This window comes from Deltaproteobacteria bacterium (genome assembly GCA_016709225.1).
GTDB lineage: Bacteria > Myxococcota_A > Polyangia > Nannocystales > Nannocystaceae > Xiheibacterium > Xiheibacterium phototrophicum.
This window is the reverse complement of the sequence record JADJEE010000012.1, coordinates 2,225,597-2,245,948: the sequence shown is the minus strand read 5'-3', so window position 1 is coordinate 2,245,948 and position 20,352 is coordinate 2,225,597. Positions and strand designations below refer to the sequence as shown.

Genomic DNA, 20,352 nt, shown 5'->3' with positions numbered 1-20,352 from the left:
CCGCCGTAAGCGAACCTCCGCGGCTGGGACCGGAATCATCCGAAGCCACGCAGAATTCCAATCGCCTCCGGCTGGTACTCGGCGGTCGTGTCACTTGGTGCCGCGCGGATGCTGGCGCCCAGCGGGCCGAACAGCACGAGGCCTGCGATCCCGAGGAGCACCAGCTCGATCGCGACGATCACCGTCTTCTGCGGCAGGTTCGAGTGCTTGTGGCCGTACATGTCCATCTCAGGGCTCCTCGGGTGACAGGGTTCGTCGGAACATGCCGATCAAGATCGGGCCGTACTTTCGCAGCGACTTGGCGTCGAGCTCCTGCGTGAGCAGCCAGGTGTCGATGGCCTGGCCCACGCCGAACACGATCGCACGATCTCTTGCTGCTGCTCGGGGGGAAGCTTGTGGAAGCGCGGTCGGGGCATGTTCGGTGGTCACGTGTCGGGCGGCGGCGGCAGCCGGATGGCGTCGTTGAAGCTCTTGCCGGCGGCGAGCCTCGCGACCCACGGTACTCCCATCAGCTTCATCACGCCGTTGCGCACGAACAACTGGAATCGGTTCTTCGGGGCGAACGCGAGCGCAAGCCGCTGGGCTGCCTGTTGCTTCGAGTGCAGCAGCGGCGCGAGCAGTTGCTCGTAGCCGGCGAAGGCCGCCTCGTGATCGGGCGCGTGCGCCAGCTGCGAGGCCAGCACGTAGGCCTCGACCATCGCGAGCGCCGAACCCTGGCCCGACAGCAGCGATGGACACGCGGCGGCATCACCGAGCAGCACCACACGACCGCGCGACCACCCGGGCATGCGAATCTGGCTCACGCGATCCATGTAGAGGCCCTCCGCCGCCGACATCTGCGCGAGGATCTCGGGCGCGTGCCAGCCCGCACCCGCGAGGCGCGAGCGCAGCAGCGCCTCCTGCTCCGCACGCGTCGCCGGCACTTCGGGGCGCTCATCGATGAAGGTGATCGCGATCATCGTGGCGTCGTCGCGCATGGGGAACGACGTGATCTGGTGGCCGACCTCGGTGTAGAGGGTCGCGACCGACTCCTCGCGCGGCCGGAAGCCGACCAGGTCGAAGGCGGCGATCTTGAAGCCGAGGTAGCGCTCGAAGTCGCCGTGGGGGCCGAACACCAGCCGCCGCACGGCGGAATGTAGACCATCGGCGCCCACCACCAGATCGAACTCCCTTGCGGTCGTGCGCTCGAACTCCACGTGCACGCGACGACCGTCGTCATCGAGCACACGCACGGTGTCGTCGAAGATCGTCTCGACCTCACCCGCGAGCGTGTCGTACACCACAGCGGCGAGATCACTGCGGGCCAGGCTCACGTAGCGCGACTGCGAGCCCACGAACACCTCGGGGTTCATCGAGGTGATGCGCGCGCCGTCGCGATCCACTTGCCGGACCTCGCGCGCGCGATAGCCCCGCCGGATCAGCTCCGGCACGATGCCCATGCGCTCGGCGACCTCGAACCCGGCGCCCCAGAAGTCGATCAGGTAGCCGCCTGTACGCAGCTGCGGCGCGCGCTCGACCAGCGTCGGCCGATGGCCCGCGCGCCGCAGCCAGTAGGCCAGCGTGGGCCCGGCAATGCCGGTGCCGACGATGAGGATGTCCATGCTTGCGTGTCCCTGTTCAACCAGCGGTGCAACCATCGGTTCGACCGCTGGTCTAAAGATGCCACGCTGCCGACGCATGTCAAGCGCCGAGGGCGGGTCACACCGATTCGGGTGTGATGCAGGTCCCCACGGTCGCGCCGCACAACTCGTCGAACTTGCACTCCCAACCCACCGATTGCTCTGCCAGCTCGGCCGCGCACGGCAGCGGCAGCCGCTGCGCGAGCGGGAACAAGCTCCACTTGTCGTCGCAGTTGAGGCTCAGCTGCGAGCCCCACCAGTGGCCGAATCGTGCCGCGTTCTCGTCGTCGTGGGCACCGAGGAGGTGATCCTGCACGAAGCTCGACTCGGGCAGACCCGCCGGGCGGGCGGTGAGGCACACCGTGTTTGCACCCACGCCGGGCCCGTCGACGCTCAAGGTCGCTGCGACCGACACGTCCGCCCAGGCTTGGGCGGTCGACGAGAGCGTCGTGTATCCGACGAGACCGAACTCGGGGTGGACGTCCTCCTCCGTGACCGTCTCGGCGTGGGTACGATTCTCGACTCGCATGCCCAGAGGATCGAGCGGGAGGTCTCGCACGGCCGATTCAGCGATGCCTCCGGTGGTCACCGTGAGGTGGCGATAGACGGGATTCTCGAGGGTACCCGCGCCCTGGATCTCGCGCGCGCCCGACTCGTCGCCACCGATGAGCTTACCGATGCAGGCGCTCGCATCCGCCACCGACATCGTCGCCTTGAGCTCGCCGCGCAAGAAGAGCTTGCACGCCACCTTGGGCTTCTTGGCCGCGAGGAACTCCTGCTCGATGTAGCATTCGACACCGATGGTCCCGACTGCGTCGCCCTCGAGTTCCTCGCAGGGGTCGTTGGCCGTGGGCACGTCATCCGAGTTCGCGATCCCGACACCCGTCAATGATTGCGTCGCGGGCGTGATCATGACGCCGAACTCGCTCTCGAGCGTCGACGAGAACTGGACCTTGCCCTTGATCTCGGCCCGCGGCGCGAGTACCGAGCCCTGCGCCCGTCGCGTCGCCGCACCAATGTGGACGTCGGCCTCGCGCGATTCTCGATAGTCGCAGGCCGCCGCGCCTGCGCCGGTCTGCCCACAGGCCTTGCCGAAGTTCTCGCAGTGCATGGTCAACGCGACGTGCTGCTCGCATTCCGCAGTGGCGGCCGAGCTGCCCGAGCCCAGCGGCGGTGGTTGCACGTCGTGCGGACCGCATGCCTGGTACTGATAGTGCGCGCCGTCGAGCCAGCCCTCGATGCCAGGCGCGTCCGCGTGACCGCCGTGCCCCGCGACCGGATCACAGCTCATCGGGAAACGCCCGTCGACTGCGAGCTCCCCGGCGCAGTCGTCGTCGTGCCACTGTTCGCAGAATGTGCCCGATTCGGTGCGTTCCACCTCCCAGAGCGTTGCGCCAATCGAACGCGCCGATAGCCAACAGGTCACCGCACATCCTTCGTAGCCGAGCAGGTCGATGTCGTTGTAGTTGAGGTCCGGTCGCGAGCTGGCACCGCGGACCGCCTCGATCTGTCGCGTGAGTGCCTCGCGCTGCTCGTTCAACGCGTCGCGCTGGGGCGTGGTCAGGTTCTCCGACGCGAGTGCATCGTCGACCTCGGCCTGGCGTTCGAACAGCGCATCGGCGACCTCCCCCGATGCGAGCCAGTACGGCGGATAGTCGCGCACGATCAGCGCCTCATCCAGCTCGTCATCGCTCGGGGTCGCGACCCCGGGGGCCTGATAGTCGCCGCCGCCGAAGAGCGCCACGAGATCGCTCGAGTCGAACACGCCGTCCGCATTGAAGTCGCCCTCGGAGTAGCTCGCGGCTTCGCCGGTCTCGTAGCGACCAGCTGCGAACAGGGTCACGAGGTCCGACGAGTCGACCGCGCCGTCGAGGTCGACGTCGCCCATGCGCGCGACGTGAACCGCGTGACCGCCACCGATGCTGTCACCGCCGAGCAGCACGCTGACCTCGGGGTTGGTGCCCCGCGGCAGTGCCACCTCGCTGAGGTCGAAGGCGAGCTCGGTCAGACTCGAGCGTCCAGGGATGTCGATGACTGTGCCGTTGTCGAAACGCAGCCGCAGTACGGGGTCGATGCGCGCGGCACCGAGGAGCTCATCGAGCGGCCACGCCTGACCACCGGCGTCGCGTACGACGACCGCCGCGATCAGCGAGCGCGTCGCCGGGGTGATCGCCACGAAGCCGCGCACACCCGCGTTGTCGCCCGGCACCTCGAGGGCATCGAGCTCGAACGACACGGTGTCGCCGAATGCGGTCACGTACCGCGCGCCCAGGCCCTCACGGTCACCCTGCGGCGGTTCCTGCGGTCGCGTCTCGTAGACGTCGCAACCGCTCACGGCGGCGACCAGGGTCAACAGGGTGGAGAATGCGTGACGTCGGCGCACGCAGGCTAGTTGCCGGTCGCGGCCAGACGGACGCATGACCACGGTCGATTTCCGGGGTGTCCGGCGTCCTGAAGTGGGCGGGGCAACGAGATCGACGCTCAGGCGCGCTTCAGGCGACGATCTCGGCCCCTCGCAGAAGGCTCGAGTGCGTGTGGCCGTACATCTCCATCGAGCCGATGCGCGCGCCGCCGCGATCCACTTGCCGGACCGCGCGCGCGCGATAACTCCGCCGCGTCAGCGTTCTCGCGTGGTCGTGGCGCGCCGCCACGGGCGTGTAGACTCGCCGTGGCCGCGGCCACGCGATCGTCACCCGCACCAACGGAAGGACCCCATGCACTCGGACATCGAAGCCTACAACGCCGCGCAAACCGACGACGCCCGAGCGATCTGCGACGCGCTCGCGGCGTTGATCGACGCAGGGCTCACCCGCGCACAGAGCAAGCTCTGGCACGGAGGTCCGGTCTGGTTTCTCGCCGACAACCCCGTGGTCGGCTACTGGGTGCGGAAGAAGGACGTGCAGCTGCTGTTCTGGAGCGGTCAGTCGTTCGACGAGCCGGCGCTGCACGCCGAGGGCAAGTTCAAGGCCGCCGAGCTGCGCTTCGCTGACCTCGCGCAGCTCGATGCTCGTGTCGTGAAGCGATGCCTGCGCAAGGCGAAGACGATCCAGTGGGACTACAAGAACATCGTCAAGCGACGAGGCGTCCTCGAGAAGCTGGGCGACTGGTAGCGCGACGCCGCGGGCGGCGGTGATGCGGGCAGCGGGCCCGCGACTACGAACCTGCGCCGAGGCGCTTCAGGGCCTTGCACGCCTGCGCGTCGGCGAAGCGCTTGCAGCCCTGGTCGTACGCCTCGCGGGCCTTGGTCAAGTCCACCGTGACGCCGAGACCCTTCTCGTAGATCTCGCCGGCGCGCAGGCACCCGCCGCGCGTGCAGCCACGCTGGTAGGCCACGGCCGCGCGCTCGGCATCCTTGGCCGTGCCCTCGCCACGCTCGAGTGCCTGACCCAGCGACTTGCAGGCGTCCCAGCCGGCGATGTTCTCGTTGCAGGCTTGCGACCACACCGCGACCGCTGCCGCGTCGTCCTTCGACACGCCTTCGCCGTTGGCGAGCATCGTGCCGGCCTTGAAGCACGCGATCGCGCCGCCGCGATCACAACCCTTGCGATAGGCCGCGACCGCGGCCGCGGGATCCTTCATCACGAGCTTGCCCTGCCGCTGGGTGTCGCCCAGACGCGTGCAATCCTCGGCGCTGCCGCCGTCGCAGCCGCGCACCAAGAGCCCGAGCGCAGCCGGCACGTCGCGCGGCGCGTCCTTGCCGGCCATCAGCGTGTCGGCGAGGCTGCTGCAGCTCGGCGCGTAGCCGAGGTCGCAGCCGCGCCGCAGCAACGACATCGCGCGCGTGGGATCGCGCGGGAAGACCTCGAGTGCGCCGGTGCGCAGGTACCAGGTGGAGGTGTTCCAACAGGTCCACGCATCGCCGCGATCGCAGGCTTGTGCCAGACGGTTCTCGGCCTTCAGTCGTGCGTCGAGCTTGGCCTGATCGTCTTTGGCCTGCATGCGTCGCGTCATCCAGGCGAAGCCCGCCGCCGAGCATGCTCGCGCGTTTCCGCCGTCGCAGCCGCGCTCGTAAGCCGTGAGCGCACCTTCGAGGTCGCCGACCTCACGCTGCACGCCGAGGTTGTAGCAGCTGCCGGAATCGCCGAGCTCGCACTGCGCCTCGCACTCGGCCTTGTCACTTGGGATCACAAAGGTGTGCCTTCGAAGCGACCGACGCCGAGCACTTGCCCTCGCTGAGCGCCATCCCCGACGGACACGGGCTGCGTTCGCCCTTGTCGTCGCTCGGCTTCGAGCCCGCGTCGCCGATCGGCTCGAGCTGCAGTCGAATCGCCGCACCGCACTGCTCCGGCGGCACCTCAGCGCGCGCCGTCGCGGCCCGACAGGCATCGAGCTCGCCCTCCTTCGTCGCCGTGTTGCGATCGCTGGCGCTGCCTGCCTTGATCCCCGCGCCGAAGATGTCGGCCACCGCCTGAACCTTGCCGGCGGTGCCGGTGCGCAGCGCAAATGCGCCGACGTAGGCGCCACGCACGTAGTGGGTGGCGCCATCGCACTCGCCTTGCAGCTGCGGGCGCATCGCAGAGCCGACCGTCGTCGCTTGCTTGCCGATCATCACCAACGCGATGTCGAGGCTGCTACCACGGTCGAGGGCGGCGCTGAAGGTCGCCTTCGCGAGCGGTACGTTCGCGGCGAGCTCGTCGCGATTGACGATCTGCACCGACTCTTCCTTTCGTGTCACGCCAGCAAACGCGTAGCTGCCGTCGAGGCGACAGCGGTCTAGCACTGCGAGCTGCTCACAGTCGTAGCGCACGACGACGACACCGCCGCGCATCGCGAGCTCGAGCTCGGCGCGCGCGTCGGACTTCCAATCGACCACGAGCGGCTCGGCTGGGCCTGCGGTCGAGCGACACTTGGTCGGGTTGCCGTCGAGCGCTGCAGAACCCTTGGGATCGACGGGCCGCACCGCCTCACCGACCACTCCGGCTCTACAGGCCACGAGTCCCAACGACATCGACAGGAGTACCTTCAGAGCTCGCCACGCCATGATTGTCGTCGCATCTAGCACGTCGGCCGGCGCGGTGGCCATCGGCGCGCCGACTTTGCTAGCGTCGTGCCATGGCCGCGCGACCGGAGCCGACCTGCGTGGGCGCGGAAGCGGCCTCGAACGGCTACGAGGGGGTCGCGACGGAGTTCATGACCCGCCGCGGCCGCGGGGAGATCGGCCTCGAGACCGTGCGTGCGTGGTCCCGAGGTCTGACGCCGGGCGCGTCGATCCTCGATCTCGGCTGCGGCCACGGCCTACCGATCTCGCAAGCGCTGCTCGACGACGGCTTCGAGCTCCATGGCATCGACGCCGCACCGACGCTGGTGGCGGCGTTCCGCCGCCGTTGCCCAGACGCGCGCGTCATCTGTGAAGCGGTCGAGCACTCGAGCTTCTTCGGTCGCAGCTTCGACGGCGTGGTCGCGGTCGGCCTGATGTTCTTGCTCGCGGAGGCGGTGCAGCTGGCGGTGATCGACCGGGTGGCCTCGGCGCTGCGACCCGGAGGTCGCTTCCTCTTCAGCGCGCCCGCGCAGGCGTGCTCGTGGACCGACGTACTGACCGAACGATCGTCGCAGTCGCTCGGCGCTTCGGCGTACCACGCCCGCATGATCGCGGCCGGGCTCACGCCGATGAGGTCGTGGGTCGACGGGGGCGAGAACCACTACTTCGCGGCCGAGCGCGTCCCCTGACGCTGTGCCCGGGCGCGCCGGCCCGTCGAACAGGCGGTTCGTCGAGTCCCCAACGTCGCCAGATCCGCGCGCGAGCGAGTATGCTCGCGCGCGATGGGACGCACCCACGCGCGAAGGATCGCCGTCGCTCTCACCACGCTGCTCGCGTGCTCCTCACGACCGGACGAGAAGCCCGAGCGACAGCCGCCACCGAAGCACGAGCTCGACGCCGCGCTCGAGGCAGCGACGAAGGTCGAAACGAAGGCACAGCCCAAGGCCATCGACCCGTGCTCGCCGTCCCTGCTGGGGCTCTCGGCCGCGAGGCCGCTGAAACCGTGGGCCGCGCCCACCGAGTGTACCGGACGCAGTGGACCTGCTGGCCTGGGCACCATCGCCAGCGAGGCCGCATTCGCGAAGCGATTCTCGTGCCCGCGCGGCGTGGCGAGCGGCATCGACTTCGGCAAGCTGCAGCTGATGGTGGAGGACCGCACGCTGTCCCCCGCCGGCGCCGGCACGATCATCGTCGACGATGGCGCGACGGTGACGTTCATCGAACGCATGCGCTCGCCGTGCCCGGGTGACCCGCAGCCGATGCCGATCGGCTACACGCTCGGCTTCTTGCTGCCGGCCGGTGCCGATCGGAAGTTCGCGACGCGCAACTGCACGATGCCACCGCAGTGCGGACCCTAGCGCGCCACCCCAACGGGGCCGATCCGGCCTCGCGCCGCCGACACGCGTGGCGGTCGCGCTCGCCGGCGCGTGGCGCGAAGCGCCCTGGTCAACCCTCGGCCGCGAGCGCTGCGACGTCGTCGGGCGTCAGCGCGATGCGGCGCGCGGCCCAGTTCTCCTCGAGGTGCGCGAGCGAGGATGTGCCGGGGATCGGCAGCATGACGGGCGAGCGCGCCAGCAGCCACGCGAGCGCGATCTGAGCGGGGCTGGCCCGGTGGCGCTCGGCGATGGCCGCGAGGGCGGTTCGCTCGCTCGCGATGTTGCCGACCGCGAGCGGGAAGAACGGCAGGAACGCGATGCCCTTGCGTGTACACAGCTCGAGCACGCCCTCGGGATCTTCGACCACGGCGTGGGCCTGGCGCGCCATCGGTCCGTCGCCGCCGCCGACATTGTAGAGGTTCTGCACCGCGACGATGGGCGTGCGCGCGAGTGCTTGCTCGAGTTCGCGTGCGCCGACGTTGCTGAGCGCGAGGTGGCGGATCTTGCCCTCTGCCTGCAGCGCGACGAGGACATCGAGCGACTCCATCAGCGGCACGCCGGCGCCGGGCATGTGGCGCAGGTGCACGACGTCGAGCCGCTCGACGCCCAGCGATCGCAGGTCGTCCTCGGCGCCCTTGCGCAGCTCCTCGGGGCGCAGCGCCGGTGCCCAGCCCTTGTCGGGCAGGCGCTTGCCGCCGAGCTTGGTCGCGATCACCAGATTGCTCGGATACGGGCGCAGCGCCTGGGCGATCAGGCGATTGGCGACCAGCGGCCCGTAGAACCACGCAGTGTCGATGAGCTCGACGCCGAGCTCGACGGCGCGACGTAGCACCGCACGCGCCCGCGCGGGATCATCGGGCTCGCCCCACACGTCCTTGCCGGGCAGGCGCATCGCGCCGTAGCCCATGCGCGCAACCTCGAGGTCGCCGAGTCGGATGGTCGCCGGCGGGTGGGCATGGTGGTCTCGATCGGTCATGGATCGGATCATTCGCCGGGCACGCGCGCGGGGCTTGGGCGATGTTGGCGGCGCGCTCGCGATCTCCCGAAGCTGCGCGCATACGCGCCGGGAGCAACCCCGATGATGCGACGGAAGTGTCGGTGCAGCTGGCTCTCGTCGTAGAACCCGACCGCGTGGGCGACCTCGGCGACGCGCGCACCGTTTCGCAGCAGCTCGCGCGCACGATCGACGCGCAAGTGCGTGAGGTACTCGTAGGGCGGTAGGCCGACCTCGCTGCGAAACGCACGGGCGAGATGAAACTTGTCGAGCGCGGCGTGCTCGGCGAGCGCGTCGAGCGTGATGCGCTCGCTCAGGGTCTCGCGCAGGTAGGCGCGGGCACGCTGCACGGCGCGGAGCGATCGTCGCATGCGTCGTCGGCCGACGATCTCGGCCAGGGTCTCGGCGACCAGGGTGGCGCGCTCGAGCTCGGTCGCGCGCGCCGAGGTCAGCGCCTCGTGCATCGCGCGAGCGAACCCGGCGGCGCGCGTGTCGGGGGCGAAGCCGTGGGCGCGGAAGTGAGGGGCTCCACGCACGCCGAGCGCGTCGGCGGCTGCTGCGATCTGCTCGGCTGCGATCGCGGCGCCCTGCAGGGTGAAGGGGGCGTGCACCCGCACGCCGCGGTGGACCTCGCCGGGTTCCTTGAGCTTGAGCGCACCCGGTACGTGGGTTTGCACGCTGCCACCGTACCAGCCATCGAACGCACCTTCGTAGACCACGACGACCGAGAAGTGCTCCGCGCAGGTGGTCTTGATGCGGTCCTCGTGCTCGAGCCGCAGCATGCCGATCACGGCGCGCGTGTCGGGTTGCCAGAAGCGCAGGCATCGTCGGTCGTCGGTGGCTTGCAAGGACCACCAGTGTAGGCTGCGAGCGTCCCCGCGACTTGGGCGATGTTGGCGGCGCGGCCCGAGCCGGTGCAGGCCGCCGTACGCCTGACCGCACGTCACGCGATCGTGACGACGATCTTGCCGCGCGCGCGTCCGCGCTCGAGCTCCGCGAACGCCTCGCGCACGTCGGCGAGCGGGAACACGCGGTCGATGATCGGTCGCACTCGGCCCTCGTCGATCCACGCGGCGAGCTCGGCGAGCTGCCGACCGTCGGGACGCATGAACAGATATGCGAATCGGCTACCGCGCGCAGTGGCGGCGTTCCGACGCGCGCGCGTGCGCCAACGAACGATGGGCCGCGCGAACCACGGCAGCGGCGGGAAGTCGGGATCGGGCATGCCGCTCACGCCCACCACCACGCCCCCCGGCCGCACGATGCCGAGAGAGCGTACCTCGGAGGCGTCGCCGAGCGTGTCGAACACGACGTCGACGTCCTTCGCGCGTGCGGCGACGTCCTCGCGGGTGTAGTCGATGACCTCGTCGGCGCCGAGCTCGGTCACGAGCTCTCGGTTGCGCTCGCTGCAGGTGGTGAGCACGTGCGCTCCGAGCAGCTTGGCGATCTGGATCGCGAGCGAGCCCACCCCACCGGCACCCGCGTGGATCAATACCCGTTGCCCCGGCTGTAGCGCGGCGTGCTCGCGCAGCGCCTGCACGGCGGTGAGCCCCGCGAGCGGGATCGAGGCCGCCTGCACGAAGTCGCAACGCGTGGGCTTGCGCGCCACGACGGTGGCGTTCGCCGCCACGCGCTCGGCCAGGCCGCCCATGCGGTCCTTCTCGAGTCGCGCGAAGATCTCGTCGCCGACCGCGAAGCCCTCGACACGCGAGCCGGTGGCGAGCACCACCCCAGCGACGTCGCAGCCGAGGCCGACCGGAAAGCGCGGGCGAAGCAGCGGCCACGCCTTGCGCTCGCGCAGCTTGTAGTCGATGGGATTCAGGCTTGCCGCGTGCACGGCGACGAGCACGTCGTCGTCGCCGACGCTCGGATCGGGTCGATCTTCGAGCGACAACACCTCGGGACCGCCGTAGCGGTGGATCACGGCGGCACGCATGTTGGCGCGGAGCGTAGCAGTAACGAGCGGTGCGCACGGGCCTCGTGCCCCCGTTGATCGTTGTCACGCCCGCGGCGGCCGGGCTACGCTCGTGTTGCCGCTGCCGGCGGCGAGAGGGAGTGGCTTTCGTGGTCGATGCAGTGGACGTTGCGCCGACGCTCGAGCTCGAAGCGGCGGTGCTCCGCCCGCTGCGGGCCTCGGACGCGGCGGCGCTGTTCGACTATCTCCGCGACCCCGCAGTGACCGAGCGGACCAGCTATCCCGAGCCGTCGCTGTCGCTAGCGGAGGCGATCATCGCGAGGGCGCACGCGCGCTGGGCCGCGGGGGAGCCATCGAAGTGGGGCCTGGTGGTACGGGACGGCGACGTGCTCGTCGGAACCTGCGGCTTCAACGAGTACTCGGCTGCCCACCGCTGGGCCGAGGTCGCGTTCGATCTGGCGCAGCCGCAGTGGGGCCGCGGCTTGATGGGTGCAGCGGCAACGGCGGTGCTGGGGTGGGCCTTCGCCCACGATCGCATCGATCGCGCGCAGGCCTACGTCCGGGACGACAACCTTCGATCGCAGCGTCTGCTCGAGCGCTTGGGCTTCGAGCGCGAGGGCTGCCTGCGGAGCTTCCGCGTGTGCCGCGGGCAGCGGCGCGACTTCTACGTGTACGGCCTGTTGTCGTCCGCGTGGCATCGCGGATGAGGGCTGTCAACGCAGCACGTCCGTGATGCCGACGGCGATCGCGATCAACAACAGCCACAGCGGCACGTAGCCCGCGATGACGCGGTGGCGGAACCGCAGCCACGGCGTGCCGTAGGTGTTGGCCCAGCTGTGCTCGACCGCTGCGAGCCCGCTGCGGCGCGCGCGGAGGTGCTGGACATACGCGGGCGTGCCCATGAGCAGGCCGACGACGAGACCGCCGGCGTGCCCGAGGTTCGCGATCGGGCCCAACCAACCGCTACCGCAGGCGACGAGCCACACGATCGACAACACGGCCTCGCGATCGGTGAGCACATAGCGGCCCGAGGGCCCGAAGCGTGCGTGCATCCACACGAACCCGAACAGGCCATAGACCACGCCCGACATGCCGCCGAAGCTCGGTCCCGTCGCGTAGTACTGCGGGATCGAGCCCGCCAGCTCGCTCAGCACCACCAGCGCGAGCATGGTCGCAAAGCCATGGTTGCGCTCGATCTGCGGCCCGAACGTCAGCACCCACGACATGTTGAACAGCAGGTGGAAGAAGCCGAAGTGGATGAACATCGGCGTCAACAACCGCCAGATCTCACCCTGCATCACCTGCCCAAAGCGCTCGCTCGAGAGCCATGGCTCGATCGACAGCGCCTGCAGCGTCGGCGTCGAAGGATCTCCCAGCGAGGTCGACCACGCCACCATCGCGCTCGCGACCACCAGCATCGTCGTCAGCGGCGACAGCTCCGTGCCGGTGGCGCTGCGCCAACGATTGCGGAGATCCACCGAGCGGCTGGCATGATCGCGATGGCTCGCGGCCTGCTCGGCGCGCAGCGCCTTGGCCTTGCGCCGAGTCTCGCGCTCGTCGTCGTCGTCGCGAGCGATCACCGCTTGCGCGGCCTCGAGCCGATCGTCGTCGACCACCCACAGCTCGCGTCCACCATCGGCACCCTCGCGCACCGTCGAATCGATGCCCGCGACGAGCAAACGATCGACGAAGCGCTCGGCGGATCGGGCATCGGCGACGTCGACGAGGTGGAGCACGGTGCGGAGCCCGAGCATCGCACGACGCCGACCCCGCGTGGCGTCGGGACGATCGTCGCCGGGTCGTTCCTCGGGGCGCATCGATCGCGGCGACCGAGCTTCGCCGGAGCAGCGGGTCGACGTGTCGCGCTTCGGCCGGGCGGCATTCGCATCCGCTTCTGAGCCAGCCAGCCGGGGCGCGTCGCCGACGGTTGCACTCGCACAGGACCGCGCGCTAGCGTGCCGGCGCGGCGCCGTCGCGCGGTCGCGGACGAGGATTGGCGATGATCGAGGGGAGCTGTCACTGCGGCGCGGTGCGTTGGCGATTCACGGCCGAGGTCGACGGCGCGACGGCGTGCAACTGCACCGTGTGTCGGCGTTACGGCGCGCTCTGGGGCTACGACTTCGAGGGCGAGGGGGTCGCGGTGGAGGGCGAGACGCAGGCCTACGTGCGTGGCCGCGCGATCGAGTTCCACTTCTGTCGAGCGTGCGGATGCGTGGGCTTCTGGCGTGCGCGCGAGCTCGACGGCGAGGGGCGCCGGCGCCTTGCCGTCAATCTTCGACTCGCGGCGCCCGAGGCGGTCGGCCACATCCCGATCGATCACTTCGATGGGCTCGACACGTTCGACGACCTACCGCGCGATGGTCGTTGCGTGGCGGACTACTGGTTCTGATCGGAGGCGCCTCGGGCGGAGGTCACTCGGGGGGCACGTCGATCGCGAAGTGTAGCTCGGCGTCGCCGGGCACCACTTCGACGATGCGCGGGGCGAGCGGGGCCACCAGCGTCGCGACGCACGCGGGCGCGCTGCGATCGGCCGTGAACGCGACGTCGCCCAGCTCGGGATGGGTCGCCAGGACGATCGTGATGCGGTCGGGCACGCGCAATCGCAGCTCGTCGGAGCCCCGTAGACAGCGCTCGAGCGCGGGGATCATGGCGGTGGCCCGTGTCTCGAGCGCTGCGCGATCGCGGCGGCGATCGGCGTACTCGATCAGCTCGATGTCCGCGAGCCGCACGCGCAGCTGATCCCATCGGCCTGCGCGCCACGGGATCCGCGGATCGAGGTCGAGCACGATGTAGTGCGGGCGAATCGTGCGCGCGTCGATGGCATCGTGGTCCCACGGCGGACCACCGAGGGCATCGATGACGCGTACGATGCTCGACCACTGCGCGTCCGCATCGGCGACCACCCGCACGTGGTGGTTCCAGCCGGGACCTGTGAGGTGACCGCGCATGCCTTCGGCGTCATCGAGCGCGAAACGGCTCGGCGCTTCGCCGCACACCTCGAGCTCGACCGTGGCGTCGGCGACGCGTGCCACCGTGAAACACACGAGGTCGTGCACGCCCTCGTCGATGTCGTGGTCCCACGTCCGCGACGGAATCACGCTGATGACACCGGCCACGCCATCGGCGTTCACGGGTGCCACGGCGATGGCGAACTCGTCGCGGCCATCACCGTGGGCGGTGTACATCGCGTCGATCACCGCACCGAAGCGCGTGAGCTCGTCGGCGCGGATCACCACGGGCACCGTCGGTGGGGCATCACGGAGCTGCTGCGCCAGCGCAGCGACACGATGGTGCTCGACCTCGTCGGCCGCGACGCGCCCCGCGACGATCTTCGCGACCCGCACGTCACCCAGCAGCATGCGATCGCGGGCGATCACGATGTCGAGCCCATCGGTCGGGAACGCTCGCCGTGGCGTCGCACGGACCAGCCGGGGTACGGCAGGATCGGGCGCGACCGTGTCGTCGGTGGCAACGCGTGGGCGCGCGTCTGCACAGGCGAACGACGCAGTGCTCGCGAAGGCGATGGTAGCGACGGACCCACGCACGACTCGATGAGTGTAGTGCCTGGGAACCCGGATGCCTGACGAAACCGGAGCGCCCCCTCACGGTTGGCAGTGTTTGCGTCAGCTTCGTTCGCCGCCTGGCCAGCGGTGACCTGCACCGCTGGTGTCAATCGTCGGACGACACCCCGAGGTAGCCACGGCAGAGCCGGCCGAGCTCGCGCGCGAGGGTGCCGTCACCGAGGGTCTCGGGGCGCTCGAAGATCGCGGTGTGCACCGCGGCCTCGATCGCGCTGCCGAGGATCATCGCGGCGAGTGCCGGCTCGAGCTCGCGATCGAGCTCGCCGCGACGGCGTCCGAGCATGTCCCGCAGCAGCGCGCGCCCCTGCGCCGCGATGGCGCGGATCTTCGCGTGTTGTCCGAGCGCGGGCACGTAGGTGAGCATCCATCGGTACAGCCCCGGGTTGCGCGCGTGCCGGGCCACGAGCTCCTCGCACGCGCGATCGATGGCGACCGCCAGCGGCAACGAAGCGCTGGCCTCGAAGTGCACGCGCAGGGCCTCGAGGTCTGCGCTCGCCTCGCGCTCGATCAGCGCGGCGAGCAGTGCCTCCTTGCCGGGGAAGTACTGATACAGCGAGCCGATGCTCACGCCCGCGACCTCCGCGATGCGATTGGTGGTCGCGCGATCGAGCCCGACCTGCCCGACGATGCGAGCCGTGGCCTCGAGGATCACGTCGATGGTGACCCGAGAACGCCGTTGTTTCGGGGACTTGCGAGGGTCGACGGCCATGCGCAGTTGCGAGTGCCGCAATCGCGGCGCTCGCATCATAACCAAGCCGACGCCGCGCAGGTGGCTTGGTCGCGAGGGAGTGAAGTCCAGATGAGACAGTCCGTTCTGATCGTCGGTGGTGGCATCGCCGGCCTGGTGTTGGCGCGCGCGTTGGCGCAGGAGGGTATCGACGTGGATCTGCTCGAGCGTTCGCCGAGCCTGCGCGCCGAGGGAGCTGGCATCACGCTCGGGGCCAACGCCATGCGGGCGCTCGCGGGCATCGGCGTCGGTGCGGCCGTGGCCGCGCGTGGTCGCGCGATGGGGGTTGCGGCGATCACCGATGCGAGCGGCCGCGTGCTGTCGATGACCGACCTCGCCGGCATCGCGGCGCGACACGGCGACGCGTATGCGATCCACCGCGGCGATCTCCACGAAGTCCTCGCGCAGGGCCTCGAGCACGCCGGCGATCTCCACGGCGCGCGCGTGCGCGTCACCTGCGGCACGACCGTGCGCGACTTCGTGTCGACCCCGACCGGCGTCGAGGTGGTGCGCAGTGACGGCGTGACCGGACAGCACCGCGCGATGATCGGTGCCGACGGTGTCCGTTCGGCCGTGCGTGCGCTGGCGTTCGGTGCGATCGAGCCGCGCTACGCCGGCTACACCTGCTGGCGTTGGACCGGCGCCGTCGCGGGCGGGCTCGAGCGCGCCGTCGAGATGTGGGGCGAGGGCAAGCGCGTCGGCTTGGTGCCGCTCGTCGGCGAGCAGGTCTACGCGTTCATGGTCGCCAACGCGCCCCGCGGCACCGCCGGCGAGCACGGGGCTGCGACGGTTGCGAGCGTACGCGAGCGCTTCGCGGCCTTCGGGGGGCCGTTCACCGCCGTCGCCGCCGCGATGGGTGACGGCCAGCAGCGATTGCTGCACCACGACATCGAAGAGATCGAGCTGCCGCGCTGGCACGACGGCCCGGTCGGGCTCATCGGTGATGCCGCCCACGCGATGACGCCGAACTTCGGGCAAGGCGCCGCGATGGCGATCGAGGACGCCGTCGTGCTCGCCCGCGAGCTGGTCGCCCACGTGCGCGCCGCCGATGCCTTCCATGCCTGGGCGCAGCGCCGGCGCGCACGCGTCGACGACATCCAGCGCGGCGCCCGTCGCCTCGGTGCAATCGCACAGTGGGAGTCACCGCTCGCGTGCTGGGCCCGCGATCTGTTGGTGCGCATCACGCCGGCGAGTCGCGCGAGCCGGACCATCGAGTCGATCGTGGCGTACGTCGCCTGAGGCGTCGCCCTGGTGACACCGGGGACACCGGCACCTGTCCCGCTGTGCGGCTCACGACGCGTCGTGCGAGCGCCTCACATGAATCCACGATGACGGCGTTGCGTTCGGGTTGGCACGCAACTTGATGAATCGGGCGCTGCCATGAAGCGCACATTCATCACCGCATGCATCGCCACGCCATTGCTGGTCGCCGCCGTCGGGCAGCTACCGGATTCCACGTACTTCGTGCCGCAGGCCAACGCTGCCGAGAATCCGGTGAACGCGAACTCGGCGCTCGCGGAGTTCCGCTCTCGCCATTCCGAGTGGGTCAGTGGCACGGGCTACGCGGGAGGCGAGATGTTCTCCGCAATTCAACACTCGTACGCGATTCGCGACGGCAAGGCGTACGCCCGTGTGACGCGTGCAGAACTCGCAGTGCTGCGCTACCTGACGCCCGATGAGTGCGCCGTGCGTCAAGACGACCTCCTCGAGTACGTCGCAGAGGCGGGCGCCGATGGGCTCGAAGGTCTGCTGCTCAGCTACCAGGATTGCACCGCATGGTCGCGTGATCCCGCCGTGGTCGCGGTGTCGGCGGCCAACGCCAATCGCATGCGTGATGTCGTGTGGTTCGCCGACGAGCCTGCGCCCAGCGTCCACGTCCGGGTCGCGTACCGGAACGACCTCGCCGAGCGAGCGATTCGAGGAGCCGCTGCGCGCGTGGTGGTGGAGCAGATGATCGGCCTCGACGCCGACGTGATCGCACGCAGTGATCTTGCGACGATCATGGGCGACGTGCTCGTCAATGACGCGCTCTGCGACCTGGCGGGGCCGACGTACAAGAGCGGTGTGCTTGCGCCGGCCTCCATCGTTGCCGGCGGAAGCTGTGCGGCCACGGGTACGCCCGGCGGCTGGGGAACGATCGAGGAAATGTGCGAGCAGCTCGCCGCCGAGAGCGGCGGCAAGATGCCCGGCGGGGCGACGCCGCTGCAAGACGAACTCCAGGGAAGCTATGGCTTCAGCGAAGACGAGATCTCGTGGCTGAGCGACTATTGTGACAATCGCGCCAGCGGAGGTGCGATGTCGGGTAGCACCAGCCCGCTCGATGGATTCACCGAAGACGATTGCTCCGCGAGCATGGCGCAGGAGATCGCCGACGGCATGGGCTTGCTGACGTCCATGCAGGAGTGCCTTGCGACGGATGAGGGAAATCCGCTCGCCGACGGCCCGGCCCTCAATCCGACGGGCTGGATCCCGGGGTCGGGCTGGATCACCAACCCTGGTCAACAGGGGATCGTCTACGCGGTGAAGAAATGGATCGAAGCGGTCGAGCTGGTGACGACCGGGATGGACTACATCGATCGTGCGCGGGAGGCGGGGTGCTATCAGCCGGGCGCAAAGTGTGAGAACAACGCGGCGGGCGACCCCGTGTGCGTCAGCGGTTGCCCCGGCAGCAGCGGAACGACCAGCAGCACGTCGAGCAGCAGCACCACGACGTCGAGCAGCAGCACCACGACGTCGAGCAGCAGCACCACGAGCAGCAGCACCACGACGTCGAGCAGCAGCACCACGACGAGCGCCAGTGGTGGCGATACCGGTGGCGAGGGTGACGAAGGTGAGGCCACGGGTGCAGCCGACGGCGGTGACGCGGCGGGCGGCCTCGAGCCCGGGGGCTTCGATCCGAAGAACCCCGCGTGTCAGGAGCTCCTCAGCATGGGCGTGCTGACCAAGGATGGGTTTGCCGACCGCGGAGCGTTCTTCGATGCGTTGTTCAAGCGCAAGCCCGGCGAGGATCCGCGCAAGTCGCATCCCGTGCCCGACGACCACGACTCGACGGCCGCCGACGAGATGTGCGGGGAGTTCGGCGGCGGTGCACCGACCGGGAGCGAGTGCAAGACCCCCGTGACGTGTCCGCTCGGGCAGTTCATGGACGACGACTGTGGGTGCTCGAGCACCAACACGTGGGGCGGCCCGCCGCTCGGGGATCTCGCGCGTGTCGATGCGATGTGCCCGGAGACCGCGCTACTCGCCAGGGCAGGTGGGTTCGACTGCATGTGCTCCGAGGGTGGTGGCGACGTCGACCCCATGTCCCCGCTGCCGGAGCCGCCGGAGGTGTCGATCGGCGTGATGTCGATGCCCGACGGCAAGGCCGAGCGGCAGCTCGCCGAGGTGCTCGCGGCCGAACAGCGGCCGTGAAGTCCCCGCCCGCAGGCGACGTGCACGGCTCGTACGTCGCCTGCGGCGTAGCCGCCCGGATCCGCCGGGAATTTGCCGGCCATGGCGGCCCCGCGATATCCCGGGCTGCGCGCCGATCTCTCGGGCGCGGGATCACGACCATGCGCCGAGCCACACTCCTCCTCGCGATCGCGGCTGCGATGCCGAGCTGCCAGGGATCCGACAGCAGCGATCAAGGGGTCACGGCCACCCGGTTCGCCGGCGGCTGGGACTCCGATGCGCCGCAGGGCGCCCCGGTGATGCTGCTGCGAGACGACCTCGAGGGCACGCTCGGCGAGGTCGAGTTCGTCGGCGGCGTGCAGACCTACGGCATCAACTACGAGGTCGAGGGCGAGCTCCACCGCGGCAACGGTGAGCTGTCGCTGTCCCTGACCTGCGCCGAGGCGCGGCTCGTGAGCAACGCTGCGCGTGCGCCCGCGGCCGACGGCGAGACCCCGTGGACCCCGCTCGACTGCGCGGGCTGGGAGCTCGAGCTCTCCTGCGCCCTGGCGGGGGACTGCGAGTCGAACGGCTGCAATCTCGTCTGCGACGTGATCTACTTCGGTGACGGCTACGCGACCATGGCGATGCCGCTGTCCGATGTCGAGGATCAATTCGCGATCTGGAACCGCGTCTAGCCCACGCACCGCGCACGCCGGCCGGAGGCGTGCCTGATGGATCTCGCGTGGGTGTGGTTCGCGCTCGTCGGCGTGCTGCTGATGGGCTACGCGATCCTCGACGGCTTCGACTTCGGGGTCGGCATCCTGCACGTGTTCTTGCGCGACGAGCAAGAGCGCCGGCTCGCGCTCAACAGCATCGGGCCGCTGTGGGACGGCAACGAGGTGTGGCTGGTGACCTTCGGCGGCGCGCTGTTCGGGGCCTTCCCCGAGGCCTACGCGACGCTGTTCTCCGGCTTCTACCTGCCGGTGATGGTGATCCTGTTCGCGTTGATCGGTCGCGCGATCTCGCTGGAGTTCCGCAGCAAGGTCGATCGTCGAGGATGGCGCCGCTGGTGGGACGCGTCGTTCTTCGCATCGAGCGCGACGGTGACATTCGTCGGTGGCGTGCTGCTCGGCAACGTGGTGCAGGGGGTACCGATCGGCGCCGATCGAGAGTTCGTCGGTACACTCGGCGATCTCGTGCGGCCGTTCCCGCTGCTGGTCGGCGTGCTCGCGCTCGCGACCGCGGCGATGCACGGCAGCATCTACCTGCACCTGAAGACCGAGGGCGCACTGCAGCGCCGCACCGTGGGTTGGATGTGGCGCAGCTTCGTCGCGTTCCTGGCCGCATGGCTGGCGGTGTCGCTCAGCGCGGTGCTGGGGATCCCCCACGCGACCGCAGGGCTCTCGCGCTGGCCGGTCGCGTGGATCCTCGTGGTCCTGCACGTGCTCGCAATCGCCAACATTCCCCGCGCAATCCACCGGGGCCGCGCCGGCTCGGCGTTCGTGTCGTCGTGCTGCACGATCGCGGCGCTGACGGGCCTCGTCGCGGTGGCGTTGGCGCCGAACCTCGTGCACTCGAGCATCGATGCGGCCCATAGCCTCGAGATCCACCGCGCGGCCGCCTCCGAAGGCACGCTCGGGCGCATGCTCGTCATCGCGGTGGTCGGCATGCCACTGGTCGCGACCTACACGGTCATCGTCTATTGGGTGTTCCGCGGCAAGGTGAAGCTCGACGAGCACAGCTATTGAGCGTCAGATCGCCGCGAAAATGCGGTAGATCGGACACCCCAC

20 protein-coding genes are annotated in these 20,352 nt (G+C 69.8%); 9 read left to right on the top strand and 11 right to left on the bottom strand.

Going from position 1 to position 20,352, the window contains the following annotated elements; translation table 11 throughout:
* Positions 1–35: 35 nt before the first annotated feature.
* The 3 genes from IPH07_34285 to IPH07_34275 all read right to left on the bottom strand — a co-directional run bounded on the left by IPH07_34285 (position 36) and on the right by IPH07_34275 (position 4,044).
* Positions 36–227 (bottom strand): hypothetical protein, encoded by a 192-nt coding sequence (locus IPH07_34285; GenBank protein ID MBK6922510.1) that lies wholly within the window; start codon positions 225–227, stop codon positions 36–38.
* Between the two features lie 198 nt (positions 228–425).
* Entirely contained in the window at positions 426–1,601 is a 1,176-nt protein-coding gene (locus IPH07_34280; protein ID MBK6922509.1) for an FAD-binding domain, read from the bottom strand.
* A 97-nt stretch (positions 1,602–1,698) separates the two neighbouring features.
* Entirely contained in the window at positions 1,699–4,044 is a 2,346-nt protein-coding gene (locus tag IPH07_34275) for a dockerin type I repeat-containing protein (protein ID MBK6922508.1), read from the bottom strand.
* 289 nt (positions 4,045–4,333) lie between these two features.
* On the opposite strand from IPH07_34275, the gene IPH07_34270 reads away from it, so the two are divergent.
* Positions 4,334–4,729, top strand: coding sequence for a DUF1801 domain-containing protein (locus IPH07_34270; GenBank protein MBK6922507.1), 396 nt, complete (start codon positions 4,334–4,336; stop codon positions 4,727–4,729).
* Between the two features lie 43 nt (positions 4,730–4,772).
* Here the strand turns inward: IPH07_34270 and IPH07_34265 are convergent, their stop codons facing one another.
* Both IPH07_34265 and IPH07_34260 read right to left on the bottom strand, forming a co-directional pair.
* On the bottom strand, positions 4,773–5,747 hold the full coding sequence (locus IPH07_34265) for a sel1 repeat family protein (GenBank protein ID MBK6922506.1): 975 nt from the start codon (positions 5,745–5,747) through the stop codon (positions 4,773–4,775).
* On the bottom strand, positions 5,734–6,567 hold the full coding sequence (locus tag IPH07_34260) for a hypothetical protein (protein ID MBK6922505.1): 834 nt from the start codon (positions 6,565–6,567) through the stop codon (positions 5,734–5,736). Before IPH07_34260 ends, IPH07_34265 begins: the two co-directional genes overlap by 14 nt.
* 104 nt (positions 6,568–6,671) lie before the next feature.
* On the opposite strand from IPH07_34260, the gene IPH07_34255 reads away from it, so the two are divergent.
* Together IPH07_34255 and IPH07_34250 are read left to right on the top strand one after the other, a co-directional pair.
* Complete coding sequence (locus IPH07_34255; protein ID MBK6922504.1) at positions 6,672–7,286, top strand: class I SAM-dependent methyltransferase; 615 nt, start codon at positions 6,672–6,674, stop codon at positions 7,284–7,286.
* A gap of 93 nt (positions 7,287–7,379) precedes the next feature.
* Positions 7,380–7,955: a hypothetical protein gene (locus IPH07_34250; GenBank protein ID MBK6922503.1), complete on the top strand. Its 576-nt coding sequence runs from the start codon at positions 7,380–7,382 to the stop codon at positions 7,953–7,955.
* An 88-nt stretch (positions 7,956–8,043) separates the two neighbouring features.
* Here the strand turns inward: IPH07_34250 and IPH07_34245 are convergent, their stop codons facing one another.
* The 3 genes from IPH07_34245 to IPH07_34235 all read right to left on the bottom strand — a co-directional run bounded on the left by IPH07_34245 (position 8,044) and on the right by IPH07_34235 (position 10,903).
* The gene (locus IPH07_34245; protein MBK6922502.1) at positions 8,044–8,949 is read right to left on the bottom strand and encodes an aldo/keto reductase; all 906 of its coding nucleotides are present in this window, start codon (positions 8,947–8,949) and stop codon (positions 8,044–8,046) included.
* An 8-nt stretch (positions 8,950–8,957) separates the two neighbouring features.
* Entirely contained in the window at positions 8,958–9,815 is an 858-nt protein-coding gene (locus tag IPH07_34240; GenBank protein MBK6922501.1) for a helix-turn-helix transcriptional regulator, read from the bottom strand.
* A 95-nt stretch (positions 9,816–9,910) separates the two neighbouring features.
* Positions 9,911–10,903 (bottom strand): NADP-dependent oxidoreductase, encoded by a 993-nt coding sequence (locus IPH07_34235; GenBank protein ID MBK6922500.1) that lies wholly within the window; start codon positions 10,901–10,903, stop codon positions 9,911–9,913.
* Between the two features lie 128 nt (positions 10,904–11,031).
* Between IPH07_34235 and IPH07_34230 the strand changes: the two genes are divergently transcribed.
* Positions 11,032–11,589 carry a GNAT family N-acetyltransferase gene (locus IPH07_34230; protein ID MBK6922499.1) on the top strand — a complete coding sequence of 186 codons (558 nt, stop codon included), beginning with the start codon at positions 11,032–11,034 and terminating at the stop codon, positions 11,587–11,589.
* 6 nt (positions 11,590–11,595) lie between these two features.
* On the opposite strand, the gene IPH07_34225 is transcribed toward IPH07_34230, so the two are convergent.
* Complete coding sequence (locus IPH07_34225) at positions 11,596–12,618, bottom strand: rhomboid family intramembrane serine protease (protein MBK6922498.1); 1,023 nt, start codon at positions 12,616–12,618, stop codon at positions 11,596–11,598.
* A 263-nt stretch (positions 12,619–12,881) separates the two neighbouring features.
* Between IPH07_34225 and IPH07_34220 the strand changes: the two genes are divergently transcribed.
* Entirely contained in the window at positions 12,882–13,271 is a 390-nt protein-coding gene (locus IPH07_34220; protein MBK6922497.1) for a GFA family protein, read from the top strand.
* 22 nt (positions 13,272–13,293) lie between these two features.
* Here IPH07_34220 and IPH07_34215 read toward each other — a convergent pair whose 3' ends face one another.
* Both IPH07_34215 and IPH07_34210 read right to left on the bottom strand, forming a co-directional pair.
* Positions 13,294–14,427: a hypothetical protein gene (locus IPH07_34215; protein MBK6922496.1), complete on the bottom strand. Its 1,134-nt coding sequence runs from the start codon at positions 14,425–14,427 to the stop codon at positions 13,294–13,296.
* Between the two features lie 124 nt (positions 14,428–14,551).
* Positions 14,552–15,193, bottom strand: a complete 642-nt coding sequence (locus IPH07_34210) for a TetR/AcrR family transcriptional regulator (GenBank protein MBK6922495.1) — start codon at positions 15,191–15,193, stop codon at positions 14,552–14,554.
* A gap of 69 nt (positions 15,194–15,262) precedes the next feature.
* Here IPH07_34210 and IPH07_34205 point away from each other — a divergent pair, with 69 nt between their 5' ends.
* The 4 genes from IPH07_34205 (at position 15,263) to cydB (ending at position 20,310) form a co-directional block, all read left to right on the top strand.
* The gene (locus tag IPH07_34205; protein ID MBK6922494.1) at positions 15,263–16,429 is read left to right on the top strand and encodes an FAD-dependent monooxygenase; all 1,167 of its coding nucleotides are present in this window, start codon (positions 15,263–15,265) and stop codon (positions 16,427–16,429) included.
* 141 nt (positions 16,430–16,570) lie between these two features.
* A complete protein-coding gene (locus IPH07_34200; GenBank protein ID MBK6922493.1) occupies positions 16,571–18,601 on the top strand; it encodes a hypothetical protein in 2,031 nt (676 codons plus the stop codon).
* Between the two features lie 140 nt (positions 18,602–18,741).
* On the top strand, positions 18,742–19,257 hold the full coding sequence (locus tag IPH07_34195) for a hypothetical protein (GenBank protein MBK6922492.1): 516 nt from the start codon (positions 18,742–18,744) through the stop codon (positions 19,255–19,257).
* Positions 19,258–19,293: 36 nt separating this feature from the next.
* Positions 19,294–20,310 carry a cytochrome d ubiquinol oxidase subunit II gene (gene cydB / locus IPH07_34190; GenBank protein ID MBK6922491.1) on the top strand — a complete coding sequence of 339 codons (1,017 nt, stop codon included), beginning with the start codon at positions 19,294–19,296 and terminating at the stop codon, positions 20,308–20,310.
* Positions 20,311–20,352 lie beyond the last annotated feature (42 nt).

Bases quoted from the DNA above. Each gene is read 5' to 3' on its own strand.
- IPH07_34285 (MBK6922510.1), bottom strand. From the start codon at position 227: ATGGACATGTACGGCCACAAGCACTCGAACCTGCCGCAGAAGACGGTG.
- IPH07_34270 (MBK6922507.1), top strand. From the start codon at position 4,334: ATGCACTCGGACATCGAAGCCTACAACGCCGCGCAAACCGACGACGCC.
- IPH07_34245 (MBK6922502.1), bottom strand. From the start codon at position 8,949: ATGACCGATCGAGACCACCATGCCCACCCGCCGGCGACCATCCGACTC.
- IPH07_34205 (MBK6922494.1), top strand. From the start codon at position 15,263: ATGAGACAGTCCGTTCTGATCGTCGGTGGTGGCATCGCCGGCCTGGTG.
- IPH07_34260 (MBK6922505.1), bottom strand. From the start codon at position 6,567: ATGTCGTTGGGACTCGTGGCCTGTAGAGCCGGAGTGGTCGGTGAGGCG.
- IPH07_34280 (MBK6922509.1), bottom strand. From the start codon at position 1,601: ATGGACATCCTCATCGTCGGCACCGGCATTGCCGGGCCCACGCTGGCC.
- IPH07_34195 (MBK6922492.1), top strand. From the start codon at position 18,742: ATGCGCCGAGCCACACTCCTCCTCGCGATCGCGGCTGCGATGCCGAGC.
- IPH07_34235 (MBK6922500.1), bottom strand. From the start codon at position 10,903: ATGCGTGCCGCCGTGATCCACCGCTACGGCGGTCCCGAGGTGTTGTCG.
- IPH07_34255 (MBK6922504.1), top strand. From the start codon at position 6,672: ATGGCCGCGCGACCGGAGCCGACCTGCGTGGGCGCGGAAGCGGCCTCG.
- IPH07_34220 (MBK6922497.1), top strand. From the start codon at position 12,882: ATGATCGAGGGGAGCTGTCACTGCGGCGCGGTGCGTTGGCGATTCACG.
- IPH07_34250 (MBK6922503.1), top strand. From the start codon at position 7,380: ATGGGACGCACCCACGCGCGAAGGATCGCCGTCGCTCTCACCACGCTG.
- IPH07_34200 (MBK6922493.1), top strand. From the start codon at position 16,571: ATGAAGCGCACATTCATCACCGCATGCATCGCCACGCCATTGCTGGTC.
- cydB (MBK6922491.1), top strand. From the start codon at position 19,294: ATGGATCTCGCGTGGGTGTGGTTCGCGCTCGTCGGCGTGCTGCTGATG.